Source organism: Paenibacillus polymyxa (assembly GCF_015710975.1).
GTDB classification, from domain to species: Bacteria; Bacillota; Bacilli; order Paenibacillales; family Paenibacillaceae; genus Paenibacillus; species Paenibacillus polymyxa.
This window is the reverse complement of record NZ_CP049783.1, coordinates 4,782,700-4,800,325: the sequence shown is the minus strand read 5'-3', so window position 1 is coordinate 4,800,325 and position 17,626 is coordinate 4,782,700. Positions and strand designations below refer to the sequence as shown.

General features: G+C 42.3%; 12 protein-coding genes. 3 read left to right on the top strand and 9 right to left on the bottom strand.

Annotated features, from left to right (window positions below; genetic code table 11):
* Positions 1-4: 4 nt before the first annotated feature.
* Positions 5-1,396 (bottom strand): branched-chain amino acid transporter BcaP, encoded by a 1,392-nt coding sequence (gene bcaP, locus G7035_RS22145; protein WP_017427032.1) that lies wholly within the window; start codon positions 1,394-1,396, stop codon positions 5-7.
* A gap of 232 nt (positions 1,397-1,628) precedes the next feature.
* On the opposite strand from bcaP, the gene G7035_RS22140 reads away from it, so the two are divergent.
* Entirely contained in the window at positions 1,629-2,558 is a 930-nt protein-coding gene (locus tag G7035_RS22140) for an L-lactate dehydrogenase (RefSeq protein WP_017427033.1), read from the top strand.
* A 119-nt stretch (positions 2,559-2,677) separates the two neighbouring features.
* Here G7035_RS22140 and G7035_RS22135 read toward each other — a convergent pair whose 3' ends face one another.
* Complete coding sequence (locus G7035_RS22135; protein WP_019687372.1) at positions 2,678-3,781, bottom strand: DUF3900 domain-containing protein; 1,104 nt, start codon at positions 3,779-3,781, stop codon at positions 2,678-2,680.
* Between the two features lie 382 nt (positions 3,782-4,163).
* Between G7035_RS22135 and G7035_RS22130 the strand changes: the two genes are divergently transcribed.
* Positions 4,164-5,378 (top strand): MFS transporter, encoded by a 1,215-nt coding sequence (locus tag G7035_RS22130; protein ID WP_019687373.1) that lies wholly within the window; start codon positions 4,164-4,166, stop codon positions 5,376-5,378.
* Positions 5,379-5,460: 82 nt separating this feature from the next.
* On the opposite strand, the gene G7035_RS22125 is transcribed toward G7035_RS22130, so the two are convergent.
* The 3 genes from G7035_RS22125 to G7035_RS22115 form a co-directional block, all read right to left on the bottom strand.
* Positions 5,461-7,182: an ABC transporter ATP-binding protein gene (locus G7035_RS22125; protein WP_025364985.1), complete on the bottom strand. Its 1,722-nt coding sequence runs from the start codon at positions 7,180-7,182 to the stop codon at positions 5,461-5,463.
* A complete protein-coding gene (locus G7035_RS22120) occupies positions 7,182-9,020 on the bottom strand; it encodes an ABC transporter ATP-binding protein (protein ID WP_019687375.1) in 1,839 nt (612 codons plus the stop codon). The genes G7035_RS22125 and G7035_RS22120 overlap by 1 nt, the downstream gene beginning before the upstream one ends.
* A gap of 138 nt (positions 9,021-9,158) precedes the next feature.
* Complete coding sequence (locus G7035_RS22115) at positions 9,159-10,148, bottom strand: helix-turn-helix transcriptional regulator (protein WP_019687376.1); 990 nt, start codon at positions 10,146-10,148, stop codon at positions 9,159-9,161.
* A gap of 702 nt (positions 10,149-10,850) precedes the next feature.
* Between G7035_RS22115 and G7035_RS22110 the strand changes: the two genes are divergently transcribed.
* Complete coding sequence (locus G7035_RS22110; RefSeq protein WP_016820761.1) at positions 10,851-12,812, top strand: endonuclease MutS2; 1,962 nt, start codon at positions 10,851-10,853, stop codon at positions 12,810-12,812.
* A 118-nt stretch (positions 12,813-12,930) separates the two neighbouring features.
* Here the strand turns inward: G7035_RS22110 and G7035_RS22105 are convergent, their stop codons facing one another.
* The 4 genes from G7035_RS22105 to G7035_RS22090 all read right to left on the bottom strand — a co-directional run bounded on the left by G7035_RS22105 (position 12,931) and on the right by G7035_RS22090 (position 17,440).
* Positions 12,931-13,836, bottom strand: a complete 906-nt coding sequence (locus G7035_RS22105) for an ROK family protein (protein WP_019687377.1) — start codon at positions 13,834-13,836, stop codon at positions 12,931-12,933.
* A 68-nt stretch (positions 13,837-13,904) separates the two neighbouring features.
* Positions 13,905-14,711: an HAD-IIB family hydrolase gene (locus tag G7035_RS22100; RefSeq protein WP_019687378.1), complete on the bottom strand. Its 807-nt coding sequence runs from the start codon at positions 14,709-14,711 to the stop codon at positions 13,905-13,907.
* 473 nt (positions 14,712-15,184) lie between these two features.
* Positions 15,185-16,405, bottom strand: a complete 1,221-nt coding sequence (locus G7035_RS22095) for an MFS transporter (RefSeq protein WP_019687379.1) — start codon at positions 16,403-16,405, stop codon at positions 15,185-15,187.
* A 33-nt stretch (positions 16,406-16,438) separates the two neighbouring features.
* A complete protein-coding gene (locus G7035_RS22090) occupies positions 16,439-17,440 on the bottom strand; it encodes an ROK family protein (protein WP_019687380.1) in 1,002 nt (333 codons plus the stop codon).
* Positions 17,441-17,626: the final 186 nt, after the last annotated feature.

Genomic DNA, 17,626 nt, shown 5'->3' with positions numbered 1-17,626 from the left:
TTGTTTAGGATTTATGATTCAACAAACTTTTGTGATATCCATAAAAGAAATAAATCAGTAATCCAAGCAGTAGCCACACGATAAATCCGATCCAGGTGCTGATATGAAGCTGAAGCATCAGACCGATGCAAACCAAAGCACTCAGTAGCGGAAGTAACGGAACCCATGGTACGGTAAACCCTCTTTTTAAATCTGGTCGTGTCTTCCGCAAAACGATGACCCCAACCGAAACTACAGCAAAAGCGAACAGGGTTCCAATACTCGTCAAGTTGGTCAGTGCATGTAACGGGAACAAACCACTTGCCAATGCGATAATGCTACCCACCAGCCATGTGCTTCGAATCGGTGTTTGAGTTTTGGCATTTATCTTAGAAAGAAAAACGGGTAAAAGACCATCTCGTGACATAGAAAAAATTAATCGTGTCTGGCCGTACAACAGCACCAGCAAAACGGTCGTCATCCCTGCAATCGCACCAACTGAAATTAATCCAGCTACAAAATCCTGATGAATAAAGCGGAGAGCAAACGCAACCGGATCACTAACGCCCAACTGCGTATAAGGTACCATTCCCGTTAACACAACTGAAACGGCAATATACAATATCGTGCAGATCGCTAAAGAGGAAATAATGCCGATGGGCATGTTCCGTTGCGGATTGCGTACCTCTTCAGCAGCAGTTGAGATAGCATCAAAGCCTAGATAAGCAAAAAATACGATTGCCGCAGCACTCAATACACCAGAAAATCCATAAGGCAAGAACGGTGTCCAGTTGGCAGGCTTAACATAAAAGATTCCAATTCCAATAAATAGCAGTACGACCCCGACTTTGACACAAACCATAATGAAATTGAATCGGACCGTTTCCTTGGCTCCGAGACTAAGCAACAGTGTGATGAGCATGATGATGCACACCGCTGGCAGATCAATAATGGTCCCCTTGGTCGAATCGAAGGCTGCGGTTAAAGCTAACGGTAGATGTATATCAAATCCGGCCAGCAAGCCTTGAAAGTAAGCAGACCAGCCACTACTCACAGAGGCGGCCGCCACTCCATATTCCAGAATCAAGTCCCAACCTAGTACCCAGGCCAGAACTTCTCCAAAAACAATATAACTATATGCATAAGCGCTCCCAGCCGCGGGAACTGTAGATGAAAGCTCTGCATAGCACAAGGCTGCCAATACGCAGGCAATCCCTGCAATAACAAAAGAAAGCATCAAGCCGGGACCTGCATTTTCTGCTGCTGCCTTGCCAGTAATAACAAAAATCCCTGTCCCGATGATGCATCCTACTCCTAGCATGGTGAGATCAAAAGGCCCCATTGTTCTCTTTAAGCGACCTGTAGATCTGCTTTCCTCGTGCGAGAGCAGTCCTGTTTTTTTTCGAAATAAGTCCATATTCCTAATCCTCTTTCCATAATTTCTTACGTCAATATCGGTGCTGCAACGCTTTAGTGCATGTTCCTATCGTTCGATTAATTATTAGCGAGCTCGCCTTTGAAGTCAAGGAAAAATGTCATAATTCTTTACGGTGGGTAAATATATACGGTACACTGAGTTAGAAACATAAATTTTAAAGAAATACCCCAAAATGAAAAGGTATACAACCCGAGAAGGAGATGAGGATTTAATGAGCTTAAAACCTTACAAACGAAGTAGAGTGGCTATTGTCGGCATGGGAGCGGTCGGTACAACAACTGGCTATACCCTACTGCTGCGCCAACGCATGCAAGAACTTGTCTTTATTGATGTCAACGTCAAAAAGGCGAAGGGGGAAATGCTCGATATGAATCATGGGCTTCCTTTTCTCGGCGGTGTCAAAGTATGGGCGGGTGATTATGAAGACTGCCGTAATGCAGATATCATCATTGTTGCAGCGGGAGCTTCACAAAAGCCGGGAGAAACACGTATTGATCTTCTCAAGCGTAATGCCGAAATTTTTGAAAGTATCATTGATAATATCGTCAAGGTCAATACACATGGCATTTTGCTGATCGCAACCAATCCTGTGGACATTCTCTCCTACATCTCTTGGAAACGCAGTGGTTGGCCTTCAAGCAGAGTCATTGGATCAGGAACGTTGCTGGACAGCGCACGTTTCCGCTATCTGATCGGGAAGCAAAAGGGTATCGACCCACGAAGCATCCACGCCCATATTATTGGTGAACATGGTGACTCTGAATTACCTGTATGGAGCACAGCTAACGTTGCTGGAACACCTCTGGAACTGGGCGAAGAAACGAAAAATGAAATTTTTGAAAACACCAAAAATGCTGCCTATGAAATTATAGATGCCAAAGGCGCAACATCATATGCCATCGGACTGGCTCTCGACCGTATCGTAGCCGCTATTCTTGGAGATGAGGGGTCGGTACTTAATGTGTCCACCCTGCTGGAAGATTATAACGGTGTATCTGATGTTTATTTAGGTGTACCAAGTATCGTCGATCACAATGGAGTACGTGAAATTTTGGATCTTCCACTCAATGACGAGGAACGTGCAAGGTTGATTCAATCTGCGGACAAGCTAAGAGATCAAATTAGTAAAGTGCATATGTAATTCAGTAAGTTAGGAACATAAAAGCTAAACAAAAACGGGCCTCCACAGCGGATACATCCGTTGTGAGGTCCGTTTTTTGATAATAAAATTCAGTTTGTCGCCCTGCTATACGTTCCAAATTACCAAGGTGGTGTATCGCCATCCATACCCTCATTTTCATGTTGCCGTTTCTCTTTGAGTCGCTCAGCCACCGTTTCAAAGGATTCAGGTTGTAGCAGCTCAATCGGAGAAAATCCCTTTTCAAACGTAAATGCATCACCTTCAATAATAAGTGCATATCTATCATGAAGTTTCGTGATATGCAGCTTGGCACCAAAGTCGGATAGTAACCCACGCACAGCCGTATCATCCAGTTTGAAACGAACTTCAATTTCCGGTTTTAGCTCGACAATATGCTGCGCAGCTTCTACGACCTGAAGAGGCTCCCATTTTCCTTGTAGATCCCGTTTTTCGCTGGCCGCCCACAGTTCCAGATCGCGCTCTTCCTGCTGTCTTTCCTCATTAGATGCATCCGGCCATTTGGTTTCTACATAGTTCTGAACAAAGCCCATGACATGTTCATTAACAATTTCCGGCATGGATTGCTCATAAGTGACGAATTTCAAAAAGTCTTCAAAATACCGCGCATGCGAAGACTGATGTATTTTAAGCTCCCACTCATCGTTCATACCCTCCTCCATCATGTATGGATACATGATGGATTTCATATTACGGGCTGAAATGGCCATTTCGACCTCACTGACCAGGCTGCTTTCAGTAATTCGTGCAATTTTAGGTTCAAAATCACATTTGAGTACAAAAATAAACGGGTCGTCAGAGTGGGTATTTAATGTAGCCTGTACAATGATCAGTGCTCCACCTCGTACCGCGCTTGTATCCAGATACATCCGCACCAGGTCATCACATGCATTTTTAAAATCTTCCTTATCCTCTGCTGCTCGTAGTCGAGCGAACATATTGAAATTCGGATTACTGCTCAGCTCATGTTCCGGTTCGACGATAAAGCGGCCGATTTTGGTCGGTGCCTGCTCTGTGCTGGGATTTTTTTCAACCTTTCGCTTGCTAATGCGAGCAAATTCCCCGTCCAAAAATTTTTTGACATCACTCTCATCGTAATCATAGTCATCCATTGTAGCATAATGCTTGTAGGACTTACCGCCTTGTCCTTCTTTACCGTCTACCTGAATCACAAAAAAAGATAAAAAGTCCACTTGAAAGTTCATTTACGTTCTATACGCTCCTTTTCAGGCATGTACGCGTAATTATATCACTATGATTTTAAAAGGTACATCGGATTCAGATTCTGATAGATAATAGACACGCAATAGTTAACATAATATTTATTATGTAATTTTGTTTTTTTATTTGGATATACCATCCAATTTGTAAATATGTAGTGATCCACCCCTCTTCTATTCTAATCCGCTTTTTTGCATGATTGACTATTTCCTTTTCTATTCTCTATTTTATTCAGGGATTACAAAAAACATTTGACTAAATAACAGTATATTTATTATATTATCTATTATTATATAGACAAATTCTAATTTTGTTTATAAAAATATTCAAGTAAATATTCTGAAAACTGGAAAGGAGAGTTTGTTGTTGTTTAAAAATCCATATATAAGGACCATTATCGCCTCCAATGCGTTGCTAAATTTTGGCATCTGGGTGCGGAACTTTGCCATACTGTTGTATGTAACAGATCTGACCCATAATGATCCTGTATACGTATCGCTCATTTCGGTTGCTGAATTTGCGCCTATCTTTCTGTTTGCCATCATTGGAGGTACATTTGCAGATCGTTGGCGGCCTAAACGGACAATGGTTAGTTGCGATCTGCTGTCGGCCGCGTCTATTTTTATCGTGTTGCTCGCATTATGGTACGGGTCATGGCAGGTGCTCTTGCTATCCACTTTCTTCTCGGCCATTCTATCTCAATTTTCTCAGCCATCTGCGATGAAAATATTAAAGCAGCATGTAGCACCAGAACAGCTTCAGGGAGTGATGGCTCTTTTTCAGTCTCTCATGGCATTATTTATGGTTATCGGTCCTGTCGTCGGTACATTTATTTATCAACACTTTGGAATTTTCTCTTCATTGTCTATAACAGGAATGTTGTTTCTTATCTCTGCGCTTGTTCTAACTCGTATCCCACAAGATGAGCAAGTAATTGAGATAGATCGACCAACTCATTTCATTGAAGAGCTTAAAGAAGGAATACGTTATGTATGGAATAACCGTACACTTCGCACGCTTGGAGGAACATTTACCATAATTGGGCTGGCGGTCGGACTTATTCAACCATTAATGGTTTTTGTAGCTATCGAGAACCTTGGGCAAAACAAGGAATTTCTTCAATGGCCATTAATGGCGAACGGAGCGGCTATGCTGTTGGGCGGCGGTCTGATTATGGGGGTTGCCAAAAAAGTCCAGCCGCAATTGCTGCTGGCGACTGGACTTCTGGTCAGCACACTGACAACCTTTGGAGTCGGATGGTCGCACAATATTGTGCTGACAATGGCATTGCAAGTACTCAGCGGTCTATTTTATCCTTGCATTCATATTGGTATCAACACGATGATGATGAAAAATGCCGAAGCTGCTTTTATCGGCCGCGTTGGTGGTGCCCTCTCTCCCCTGTTCTCGGGGATGATGGTCGTGGGTATGAGCATCGGCGGTACACTCAAACGCGAATCCTCCCTGAACACCGTATATACCGTGAGTGCCGGTTTATTTTTACTGGGAGCGATGCTGTTGTTACCATTGCTACGTGACAGGCAGCCTGTACAAGCTGTCATAGCCGATGATTCTGAATAACACCACAAGAAACCGCCCTTGGTAGATATGACATCTCCCGGGGCGGTTTCTTAATGTTTGTATCCTGAGTTCATACAGACTATTACTCTCTTACCTCATGCTGTCTGTTCCACAATCGTGCATATAGGCCGTTGTTATCCAACAGTTCATCATGTCTTCCCTGCTCCACGACCCTTCCTTTGTCCAACACTACAATACGGTCTGCGTTTCGAATCGTTTTGAGCCGATGAGCAATCGCAATAACTGTTCGACCTTGTACAAGACGATTAATAGCCTGCTGAATATCCCTTTCATTCTCAGGGTCCAGCGAAGACGTAGCTTCATCTAGCAAAACAATCGGCGAATTTTTAAGTATAGCGCGGGCAATGGATATCCTCTGTTTCTCGCCGCCCGATAACGTACTGCCTCCCTCACCTACCCGGGTATCATATCCCTTGGGTAGCCTGGATATAAAATCATGGCAACAAGCTTGGCGAGCAGCAGCTTCGATTTCTTCCTGTGTAGCATCGCTTTTGCCAAATCGAATATTGTTCGCAATGGTATCTTGAAACAGATATACATCCTGGAACACCATAGATATCTTGCGCAATAGCGCTTCCGTATTCATCTGTTGTATGTTGTTTCCACCTAATAGCACGCTGCCCTGATCCGGGTCGTAAAAGCGGGCAATCATCCGCAATACCGTACTTTTTCCGCTGCCGGAGGGTCCTACTAGTGCTGTGAAAGAACGAAACGGCATAGACATACTCACATTCCGCAATACTGGCTGATCACCATATCCAAAACTTACGTTTCTTAGTTCAATATCGTGTCTCTCCGAAGGCAACTGGTCACCCGGCATCACTGGCTCGTTCAGCAATTGGACGATACGTTCACCTGCCTGCTCGTGGTATCTAAATTCAGCGAAGTTTACAAGTGCAGTGGTTAGGGGATCATAAATACGTGTTCCTACAATCAGAAAAGAAACAAACACAATAACATCCATCTGACCCGCCAGCAGTAGATATACACCGATCATAACCATCCACGTCAAGCCAGACCGCATGAAAGCAATAGCAGCCAATACAATCGGTCCTAACAACCCTTCAATACGGATGCTGTGCCGCATCAGTTCTCTAAACGCAAGCTCCAGCCGGACAAAACGCTCACCAGTTAGCTGGTAGGCTTTAATCACCCGAATACCATTTAAATACTCCTGTAGACGATTCGCAGCATTGATTTTGGCACGCATATGATTGGCCCCCAGCCGCCGCTGGATACGGGAAGTAAGCAATACCAACAAAATGGCCACCGGAAAAGCAGCAAACAATGCCAGCGCCATCCGCCAATCTAAAAAGGATAATCCAATTAATGCCAAAAGCGGCATCGTCACCGCCCCGATCATCTGCGGCACCAAATGGGAAATCCCATGTTCCACCATTGTAAAATCACCCATCATCATATTGGCTAGGTCACCGGGATCGCGTTTGTTCAGAAATCCCAGAGATAGTCTACGCAAATGCTCAGCTAGACGCGACCTCCCGGTTACCGAGGCATCATAGGCTCCACGGTATTGGGAACGATAAGCCGGAATCTCACACAGAAACAGCAGAAGTAGCGACAGGAGCAGACCTCCACTAATCCACCATAAGCCAGCAGATTGGAGCGAAGCTCCCGGATGGATGAAAGGCTCGAAAATCAGACGGGCCGCCCCTACCAGCAAGGCAAAAGGAACCAACCCTGCGATATTGGCTAAGGTTGTGTATAATACCGGTTTTAACAGTACCCTTGGATTTCCAGCCGTGATACTTTGCAACATTCTCATCATTGAGCCGCCTCCTCTTCCCGTGCCCCAATCTGCCATTGTCCGACATCCGTGTAGGCCTGCCATAAGTGGGCATACAGGCCGTTTACTTCCAGCAACTCACTGTGCTGACACCGTTCAGCAATACGTCCTTCCTGAAGCACCAGAATCTGATCCGCATGCTGAATAGTAGACAAACGGTGTGCAATAACAATAACCGTCTTGTTTTTCATTAGTTCTTTTAATGCCAGCTGCATTTCATATTCATTTTCAGGATCAGCAAATGCCGTAGCTTCATCCAATACGAGAATAGGTGCATTTTTGAGAATGGCACGTGCTACCGCAAGTCGCTGCTCTTCTCCGCCCGATAGGTATACCCCTCCAGCTCCGATGAGCGTATCATAGCCGTTCGGCAGCTTACAAATGAACTCATGACACTGTGCTGCCTTTGCAGCCGCTATAACCTGCTCCATAGAAGCCTTCGCATCACCTACGGCAATATTGTTAAATACGGAGTCATAAAACAAAAAAGTTTCCTGAAATACAAAAGCAACCGTATCCATCAGGTTAGATGTGCTCATCAGGCGGATATCGGCCCCACCAATGCGGACTGCACCTTCCTGTACATCCCAAAAACGCGGCACCAAATTGGCGATCGTCGATTTACCGGAACCAGACGGGCCGACTAAAGCGGTCATTTTCCCTTGTCTTGCCGTAAAAGTGATATTAGACAGCACATAGGTCGATGGATTGTCATCTCCGTCCTCATGCTTGTTAACCTCTTCTGTGTTTCCATAGGAAAAGAAAACTTGCTCGAACTGCACATCATAAGTAGTCGGCTTTTGCGGATGTGCTGGCTCTTGTATTGCAGGTTCTTTAAAAATACGGTCAATCCGATCAACGCCTTCATTAATATCACGCATTGAAGACATGAGATGCATAATTTTAAACATGGGTGCTGACACCCCGGGGGCCATTACCAGAAAAAATAGTAACACCGAGGCAAATGCAACATTCTGCGGGTTACCACTCAACAGGTATACACCGACAGGAAGTACAAAAGCAGCGAATGAGCCAATAATTACCTTAAAGACGAGAAAACCAGTTTCAAATTGGTCAGTGAATCTCATGCAATATTCACGATAATGCACCATATCGGAATAAAACTTACGAAACGAATGCACCGTCTGTCCAAACACCTTGATTGCGGGTATACCACGGACATACTGCACAGCCGATCCGTTTAGACGTTCCAGTGAGTTGTAATATTCCTTGATGTTATCCTGTGTTTTGGAGCCACCGATCAGCCTCATTTGAACGGTGAAAGCAAGCAGAATCGGCACGATACAAGCGAACGCCAACCATATATTCAAGCTAAACATGGCAACAATCATCACTACTGCTGTCACGATAACCTGCACCAGATCCGGTAATTGGTGAGCGACAAACGTCTCTACTTTTTCCACATTTTGCTCCAAGGTCTTTTTGACAGCCCCCGTGGAAGTGCCATTAAGCCATCCTAAGGGGAGCTTACCGATGTGCGCAGACAGCTTGACGCGTAAGCCGTATAAAATACGGAAAGCCGCAATATGTGAGATAAGCCCGCCGATGTACATTGTAATAAGGCTGGCTAATAAACCTGCTAAAGCAATCAGTCCCCATTGAATCATCAATGGCCCGTCTGCTGTTGTAGGTTGTGCAGCGTGCTCAAGTAGCTCCTTGAGTACAAAATAAACTGAAGCATAAGGCACCAGCATGAAAATGGCACTTAAACCGGAAAATAAAGCGGAAACAGCAAGTAATCCGCGTTTTTCCCCAGCGATTTGAAGTAATCGGGCAATGCCCGTTTTTGGTTGCATGAATCATTTCTCCTTTCCAAATACGGCAGTTGCAGAATGCTTGAGCCTGTGTCTATTGTAGGCCCACATTCTGCTTCCTACCGCCAATTCCGGGAGAAACATCACCACTGGAAGGAGAGTTTTATAAAGATGAAGGTTTTATAAGGAGCATAAATTCTTATTTTTTCGGTAGGCACTTGGATTGTAGCCATATGTTTTACGGAATAGTGCGGCAAAATGACTAAAGTTACTATAGCCGACTATCGCTGACGCTTCACTGACTGAAATCTGCTCCTGTTCTAGCAGTTGCTTGGCTTTTTCCAGTCTCTGCTGGCGCACAAAGCCAAATACTGTTGTGCCGAATAGCTCTTTAAAGCCATTTTTCAGTTTTTGCTCATTAATATGTACCATCTGTGCCAACCGAATCAGACTGGGAGGCTGCACCAGTGTACGGAGTAAAATGTCTCGCGCCTCGTGAATACATTGCACATCAGTGGGTTTAATTGTCATAGAAAGTTTAGGTGGAGAAGTGCGTATTTCTTGCAAAAACAGAGCCATCAATTCCAGCGTCTTGCTCTCCAAGAAAAGCTGACGGGTTATGCCCTCATAAGAATGAGACGACAATTCCTGAGCAATAGCCCGCATATCAGGAGTAATCAACGCTTCTATGCAAGCAAAAGATTGCTCCAAACGAATACCCAGTTCCTGTAGTAACTCTTGCCATAGCAATGGATTAAAACGCAGCTCTAGATGATTCATCACATTACTAGCTGCTATCTCTGCGTGAATCTTCACATCATTCATGTAGACGAGCTGTACATGTCCCCCGTGCTCACGATCTGAACGAAAATCATCCACAGACCAAGTGGCGGAATAATCGATGTTTAGTGCCAACTCCAGATAAGGCTTATCAATTCTTCTTGATATCTGGACTGGCTCATGAAATAACATTTTGCTTTGTGATAGCTCAAGGCCATTGCGTAAAAAATGTGTTCGATGTATTCCGTCTCCCCACTTTTCGGGTATCTGATAAAAATGTTCGTGCTGTATTCCTGCTGGAGTGGAGCTATTTTCATGAATCATTAAGTTGGAATCGATTATCTGATTAAAATATTCATTAAAAGTAGACGGTGAAGTTTGTGTCTTCATCTTGTCATCACTTCCTTCTTATAGCTGGATTCGCAGGACATACGAGTTTCATTCACCATTACAATTATAATGATTATCATTCTCAATTAAAAGATGATAATCATTCGTTGAGTAATGGGTTTACATAATATATATTACATAAACCCATTATCCTCATGGTCACTTTTACATCGAATTGAAGAAGTTGCCCTTGACTTCATTACCTGTCTGATCGTATATTATGGATAGATCTTCAATTAAGGGAGAGATTTTAATGTCGGTGAACGTTCTTAACTAAGCAATTGCATATTCAGGGAAGACCATCAGGCGCTTGTACCCTTTAGGGACAGGTTTGTTTCTTGCTGAGTTTTTACCCTGGTATTAGTTAAGAACATGCGGATATCATAAATCGCCTTAGGGATTATTTTCATCTAGGCCTTATTCCGTGCTGTGTTCAGCACGGTTTTTTTGTTTCCAACTTTTGTGAACTCCTTTTACACGTTTTTCTATTCATAAGCCAATGAACTGATATGTTGGTTGGCCTGTGGATTAAAACGCAGAATTGATGAGAGCACATGCTGGATTATAGGCTTATTTGATGATACACTCCCTCTCCCTTAAAGGGCGGAGAATGAACGTTTTGTTCATTCTCCGCCCTTTTTTTGTTTTTCAGAAAGGTTTTAAAAAATCCTGTCAATACACAACTAAAGGAGAGATTTATCCATGAATGAAACTACAATGTTGCGTTTGGAATATGACCAGATTAAAACAAGAGTGTCTGAATGTGCTTTTTCATACCTAGGTAAGCAGCATGCCGCTTCCATGCAGCCAATTACAGATATCCGTACAATCAAAATTCGTCTTAACGAAACGAGCGAAGCTTTACAGCTCATTCGCCACGGAGCTAGCGTACCTGTTCCTTCATTGGAAGGAATGGAGCACATTCTGCACCTCTTGGGAACTGGCTATATGTTCAGCGAGCGTGATTTTTCTCATTTGGCCCAATTCATCAGAAGCTGCATGCAGCTGATGAAATATATGCATGCCAAGGCGGATTCAGCTCCAACCGTCAGTGCTTATGCCTCTTCCATGTATGGCATGGAGTCACTCCTATCCGAAATCGAGAGATGCATTTATTCGGGTCGAGTAACGGATAATGCCAGTAAAGAACTAGCTAAAATTCGCAAAAAAATTGCAGTTACTGAAGAACGTATCAAGAGGAAACTAGATTCTCTTATCAGCCGTCACCGATCCATCATGCAGGAAAATATGATCAGTCAGCGCAATGGCCGTTACGTCCTTCCGATCAAAAAAGAATTCCGCAAACAGGTGAAAGGCAATGTACTGGATGAGTCAGGTAGCGGTCAGACCGTCTATGTGGAACCTGCCGAGATCATAAATCTGCAATTCGAACAGAGCGCAAATATGGCAGAAGAATCAAAAGAGGAAATGAAAGTGCTAGGAGACCTGACCGCAATGGCTGAGTCATACAACCGTGAACTAAGCATTAATACAGAGACGGTAGGCATACTGGATTTTTTATTAGCTAAAGCCAAATACGCTATGACTCTGGATGCTGTCTCTGTCGAGCTTAACGATGATGGGATAATAGATATCTATGGTGCACGTCACCCATTGATGGCCCATACTATGGTGCCGCTTGATTTCTCAATTGGTGAAGGTTATTCTTCACTTATTATTACCGGGCCGAATACAGGCGGAAAAACGATGGCTCTCAAAAGCGTAGGTTTGTTAACACTCATGGTGCAATCCGGCCTGCTGGTACCTGTTTTGCAAGGTAGCCGAATGGCTGTATTCGAGGACATTGTGGTAGACATCGGGGATGGCCAAAGCATTGAACATGCTTTGAGCACCTTTTCTGCTCATATTCGCAATATGATTGGCATTTTGGAAACGGCAGGCAGCTCTACTCTGATCCTGATCGACGAAATGGCCTCTGGTACTGATCCGGGAGAAGGCGTAGGCCTATCTATCGCGTTGCTGGAAGAATTTCATCGTCGCCGTGCGACAGTAGTGGCTACCACGCACTTTAGCGAAATCAAGCATTTTGCTGAAAACACACCGGGGTTCCAAAATGCTCGTATGGAGTTTGATACCGAAACGTTGCAACCCTTGTACCGACTTCGCATCGGCGAGGCCGGGGAAAGCTACGCATACGCAATTGCTTTGAAGCTAGGCATGTGGACTCGCATTATCGAGCGTTCTGAGGCCATTTCTGCTGGAAGAACGTCTCAGGATGCACAGGAGTTTTTGGTTATTCCCCCTTCTTTTGATGATAAAAAGTCTGACGATGTATTTAAACCTGCCTCTAAAAAAGCATCTACAGACCGCACAGTCGCAAAACAGGGAAAACAAGAGCACCCGCTCATAACCAAGCCATTTGCTCTTGGAGATAGTGTTTATGCCAGCTACCTAGATCGAACCGGTATTGTTTACAAAACCGAGGATGAACGAGGCAATGTTGGAATTTTGATTCAAGGACAAAAACTGATCATAAACAAAAAGAGGCTCACTCTTCACATCGCTGCAACAGAATTGTATCCTGACGACTATGATTTGGATATTGTGTTAGAAACAAAGGAAAACCGCAAAAAACGGAAGCTTCTAACGCGCAAGCATGTTCAGGGGCTGATAATTGAATCTCCCCCGGAAAATGAAAAATAAGTTGCTTTGAAATGTTATACGTATTAAACAAATAAAAATAATATATATTATGTAAACTAACAAAAGCAAAAAGGCGTGTCTTAAGTATCAAGGCACGCTCTTTTGCTTTTATTTTATCTTATACCTCAAGATGGTGTGACTGCATGTAGTTGTATATAGCACCTAGCAAATTCGCTTCATTGCCTAACTTACTTTGTTCAATATCTGCACGCACAAAATTTAAGATCGAATGCAGGTAAAGCTTCTCTAATTCTTCTTTAATGGTAGCAACCAGCAAAGGATTGGCAGATATGCCTCCCCCGATCACAAACTTTTGAGGGTCAAGAATTGTTTGTAAATTAATAATTTGTGTTGCGATGTTCCTACAGTATTCTTGAAAAATCTTTTGTACCGTGTGATCACCTTCTTCAATAAGCTTGAATACTCTTTCACCTGTTATAGCATCTTCAGGAAGTCCTTTAGCCTTGGCAACAGTTTTAGCTAAAACAGAACTACTCCCTTGCATACCAAGCAGATAATCAACATTGTCTGCATGCTCATTGTTAGTTCTGATGAAGGAGAATTCCCCAGCCGATAAATGATGACCTTTCAGCAATTTTCCTTGAGAGATGATTCCACCGCCCATTCCTGTTCCAACTACCAAAACAACACCATCAGCGATCCCCTGTAGTGAGCCGCGCCATACTTCTCCAAGAGCTGCACACTTCCCATCATTTTCAATAGCTACAGGCAAATGAAACGCTTTCTTGAAAACTTCGATCATATTGATATCGTTTATATACCTTAACGAACCACCATGCACCATATGACCAGTGACCGAGTCCACAATACCTGGCATGCTGACGGCTACTCCTTCACATTCATCTATAAACTGATTATGAATTTGCTTCAAGACTATAAGCAGATTCTCTAGTGAATCTAATGGTGTAGCAACTTTACCTTTCGTCATAAATTTATCTTGAAAATATAAACTGAATTTAATAAAAGAGCCACCAATATCAAAAACCAGTATTTTATTTTTCATGCTGCTTATAGTCCTCTCATTGGGTAATGTGAAATCTGGAGTGTATCTCTTAATAACGATAATTAATATTAATGCTTTTGTAAATCCATCATTTTCTTTATCGTTAATAACACACCGTTCTCTTCATTGGATTTGGTGATAAAACTTGCTGCATTTTTAGTATTCTCACAAGCATTTTTTACAGCAAAACTGTATTTGGCAATACTCATAAGCTCCACGTCATTTTCACCATCTCCAAAAGACATGGTTTCGTCCATAGTAACACCCAATATCTCTTGGAGTTTTCTTACCGTCTCCCCTTTATGGGTATGAAGGGCTGTAATATCCAGCCAATTTGCTTCAGAATCTACAATATAAATTTGGTCTAGCAGCGTCTTTTCAACATGTTTTCTTAAAATGGAACTTCTCCCTGATGGATCGTAAACAGTTATTTTAAGAAAGTTGCTATTTATTTGATCAAACGAATCAATCTTCAGCACTTCCTTGTAGGAGCCCTTCACAATCTTGTAATATTCCTCTTGAATTTGAGAGTGGACATAGGCTGCTTCAGTTGTACATGCGATGATAATAAAATCCTTAGCGAAAGCTTCAATTTGACTGATCGCTTGTAATGCCAAATTACGTTCAATTGTAAACTCTTTTACAACAACTCCATCCCTTTTAATACGAGTAACACTGTCTCCCAAAATCCAGATTCCTTTTCCGTGCTCATCAAACAACTCTTCTACTCTTTCACATTGCTTACCTGTACAAGCAACAAAGGCGATATTATTTTCTTTCATCTCTCCGTACACCTGATTAAATAATTCAACATCAAAAGTACCACTATTGTTCAGAAAAGTACCATCCAAATCACTTACTACCAGTTTAAACATAAATAAGCCTCCCTTAATTGTTAGAGTTTCCTACCTGTCAGTTCATACTTACGGTTTTTTATGTTCTTTCCAGGGATCAATATCAAAGTCTCTATTAACCTAAGACATTTTCAATCCCCACATTGTCCCACTCCCTTGTATTCGTATCTCGACCTTTAGCAAAACCTATCCAATGTAATGGGCTCGAAACAGATTCGGTTCACTTCATAAATCACTTAATTAAACATGTTAATAAAGTGAGTAAAAAAAGCATCTTTATTAAGTGGATACAAAGCTACTCGAAAAAATCATCGATGGAGCGGTAAGGCTTTACTTCTATAGGATCTCTTGATAACACTAAACAACAATACGTTCCCCCCCATATAACTAAACACAATAAAATGAGTGAGATCATAGGGTACTCTCCTTTCTCTTTTAGGTTATATATTTACTTTAGCCGATGAAACGCGTTTCAGGTCAAGTTGTAATTTGTCTTAACTCTTCAAAATTTTCTTCTTCAGTATCCGATTCACTTGTTCTGAACTGAGCAGCATAAAAAGAAGGAACACAACGACTGCAACTGGAAAAAAATGAATACTTACCTGTGAAGCTATAATCCCAAAAATGGGCGGGAGCAAAGTCGTTCCTGTATAAGCAACTGCCATTTGATACCCCATGAGTTTAGCGGAATTTTCCTTACCAAACCGTGTTGGTGTTTCATGAAGAAGTCCAGGGTAAATCGGCGCAAGCCCTAAACCAATAAGAATAAAACCGGGTAATAAAAAGGCAACAGGCAAAGGAAGCAACAAAATGAGTCCTCCTGCAACAGCAGTAAGTTGGCCAATTCGGATTAACATACCATTATTTATTTTTATAGTTACAAACCCCGTAATAAGCCTGCCAACCGTGATTCCACCATAGTATAAAGATATCCAACCAGCAGCAGTGTCGGCTGTGATGTTCCTTGCGCCTACCAAATAGCTGGCTCCCCATAAGCCCACCGTGGCTTCCACACCACAATAAAACAAAAAAGCAATGAGCGTGTTCTTAACTCCTTTCATTCGAATTGGATTTTGTTTGGGTATGTTCTCAACATGTACGATATTGTCATCCATCTGTGAGTAGTCTGATGGGGATTCAGAAATAATGGGATTTTGTATCGCGGTAACACGTTTCCATAATGGCAGTGTAATGAGCAAAATAATAACAAGGCCCCACTGAATCATGGATACGGCTGTGTAACCACTTCTCCATGAATTGTAGTTCGAAATGTAGAAAGACATAATTATCGGCCCCATCGTAGCTCCAACTCCCCAAAAGCAATGCAGCCAACTCATATGATGTGCCTTATAATGAGTAGCCACATACTGATTGAGTGCTGCATCAACAGCTCCCCCGCCAAGTCCAAGAGGGATTGCTAATAGTACAAGCCAAAATAATGAAGGCGCAAAAGAAAATCCAAGTAACGCTCCTGCAGTCAAAAAGCAGCTCAATAGAGTAATCTTACCTGTACCTATTTTTTCAATGATACTTCCGCTAGCTAGACTTGATACAATGGTTCCGCCTGCAACGACCATGGATACTATTCCAGCTGACCCAAAAGCTGCCCCAAGTTCCGGCCACATCACAGGCCATGCTGCCCCAAACAGGGAATCCGGGATTCCCAAGCTAATAAACGCTAGATAAATAATAATCAGAAACCAGGTTGCCAACATTCCTTTCCTCCTCTGCTCAATACGATGATGTCATTATTTAAAGACAATAATAGGACGTTCTAATTCTTTTAGAGTTAACCCTCTCAACCCTGTTTTAAAATCTTCATAAAATAAATCTGAGAGAACAATGTCAGGATACAAAGGCATCTCATGCTTAGCTTTGTAGGCTTCCAAAAAATGATAGAAAGCCTCTTCTTCTATATTCTCTCTATAGATCACAATTTGATTAGGATCGAATACAGACTGTAATATTTGAATAATTTCACATACACTTTTGAAAAAAACTTCTCTTCCCTTGCTTTCATTCCAAACTATAGACGGAAGGAATTTGATTTCACCAGCCAATCCATGCTTGCCCTTTAAAACCCCATTACGCAAATAAATTCCCATCCCCGGTGGTGAATTTTCAGGAAAATAGACAGCTAGCACACATTGATCTTCATCGATCTGTTCTCTGTAAACGTATCCACATACAGCCGCATTTACATCATTCTCCACAATAACTGGCAAACCAAATTGGCTCTGCACATCCTCTGCCAGCCGAATTCCATTCAACCTTTCATGACTGCTGACTGTAATCTCTCCATCTACAGATTGTCCCGGGATTCCAATACCAATAACTTTAATGGAGGGATAAAGAGAAATGATATTTTGAATTATGGAATAAAATTGTGTAGCATCAAAAATTTGAAAGGGATGTTCTTCTTTCATGAGGACGTCCTCGTTTAAATTAACTACCGTGGTCGATACTACATCCATTCCTTGTTTTTCATTAATGTGTATAATCAGTGCCAGACTATACTCATAATTAAAACGATAGGTTAACGCATGTCTACCACCATTTGAAGGAACGATTTCATCTTCAAAAATTTCTCCATTATTAAGCAATTCCTGCATAAGAGTGTTGATAGTCACCACGCTTAAATCAGTCAATGCGGCCAGTTGGGGCTTTGTGGCCTTGCTAACCTGCTTCAATACTTTGCGAACCAGATTCAAGTTTATTTCTTTAATTAAATTTGTATTGGCTTTTTCCATACAGTGCTCCTTTGTTTACAAAATTAGTAAGACCACTTCATAAACCATATTTATAAAGTGATCTCACTAATCTTGTAGCAAAATATTACCTTTGTCAAGACCATAGGATACTGGCTATTAAATAAGAACGTAAAATCATGGTTAAAATTTGCAATTCAAGTTTTAATTCTTTTAATTTGTTTACAT

Coding starts and splice junctions, on each gene's coding strand:
- G7035_RS22095 (WP_019687379.1), bottom strand. CDS start 16,405: ATGTTGGCAACCTGGTTTCTGATTATTATTTATCTAGCGTTTATTAGC.
- G7035_RS22100 (WP_019687378.1), bottom strand. CDS start 14,711: ATGTTTAAACTGGTAGTAAGTGATTTGGATGGTACTTTTCTGAACAAT.
- G7035_RS22125 (WP_025364985.1), bottom strand. CDS start 7,182: ATGAGAATGTTGCAAAGTATCACGGCTGGAAATCCAAGGGTACTGTTA.
- G7035_RS22140 (WP_017427033.1), top strand. CDS start 1,629: ATGAGCTTAAAACCTTACAAACGAAGTAGAGTGGCTATTGTCGGCATG.
- G7035_RS22110 (WP_016820761.1), top strand. CDS start 10,851: ATGAATGAAACTACAATGTTGCGTTTGGAATATGACCAGATTAAAACA.
- G7035_RS22115 (WP_019687376.1), bottom strand. CDS start 10,148: ATGAAGACACAAACTTCACCGTCTACTTTTAATGAATATTTTAATCAG.
- bcaP (WP_017427032.1), bottom strand. CDS start 1,396: ATGGACTTATTTCGAAAAAAAACAGGACTGCTCTCGCACGAGGAAAGC.
- G7035_RS22135 (WP_019687372.1), bottom strand. CDS start 3,781: ATGAACTTTCAAGTGGACTTTTTATCTTTTTTTGTGATTCAGGTAGAC.
- G7035_RS22120 (WP_019687375.1), bottom strand. CDS start 9,020: ATGCAACCAAAAACGGGCATTGCCCGATTACTTCAAATCGCTGGGGAA.
- G7035_RS22105 (WP_019687377.1), bottom strand. CDS start 13,836: ATGAAAAATAAAATACTGGTTTTTGATATTGGTGGCTCTTTTATTAAA.
- G7035_RS22090 (WP_019687380.1), bottom strand. CDS start 17,440: ATGGAAAAAGCCAATACAAATTTAATTAAAGAAATAAACTTGAATCTG.